Annotated in this window: 1 pseudogene; it reads left to right on the plus strand. The window is 60.8% G+C overall.

Features of this window, described 5'->3' with window-relative positions:
- Positions 1–566, plus strand: a pseudogene (locus AC1DH9_RS30615) (TIGR00366 family protein); the annotation flags it as partial.

Below are 566 nucleotides of genomic sequence, written 5' to 3' on the forward strand. Positions count from 1 at the left end.
TTCACCCAAACGATTTTCCTCTGGCAGTCCGGTGTGCTCTTGCTGGCGCTGATCGTGGTTTCGTTGATCATTGCCTTGCCTATGCCACCGCCCCTGGCCCGAACTCCGCCCGTGACGCCAAGGCCTGCGGCATCGACCCAAGCTTCAGCCTACCGGCACCACAGCCACGCACTCGCCCCGGCGAATGGCTGGAATACAGCCCGATACTGACCATTTTGCTGGTGCTGTTGGCCGCCGGATGGTTGTTTCACGAGTTTTCGACCAAACCGGCGATCAGCGCCATCTCGGGCCTGAACACCTACAACTTCCTGTTCCTGATGCTTGGCGCACTGCTGCACTGGCGCCCGCGCAGCTTCCTGGATGCGGTGGCCCGCGCGGTGCCGACCACCACGGGCGTGATGATCCAATTCCCGCTGTACGGTTCCATAGCTGATGACCGTAGTCAAAGCAAAGGCACCGACGGCCAGACCCTGGCGCACCACATCTCGACCTTCTTCGTCAGCATTGCTTCCCACGACACCTATGCCCTGCTGATGGGCGTGTATTCGGCGATCCTCGGTTTCTTC

This window comes from Pseudomonas sp. 05T35 (genome assembly GCF_056396605.1).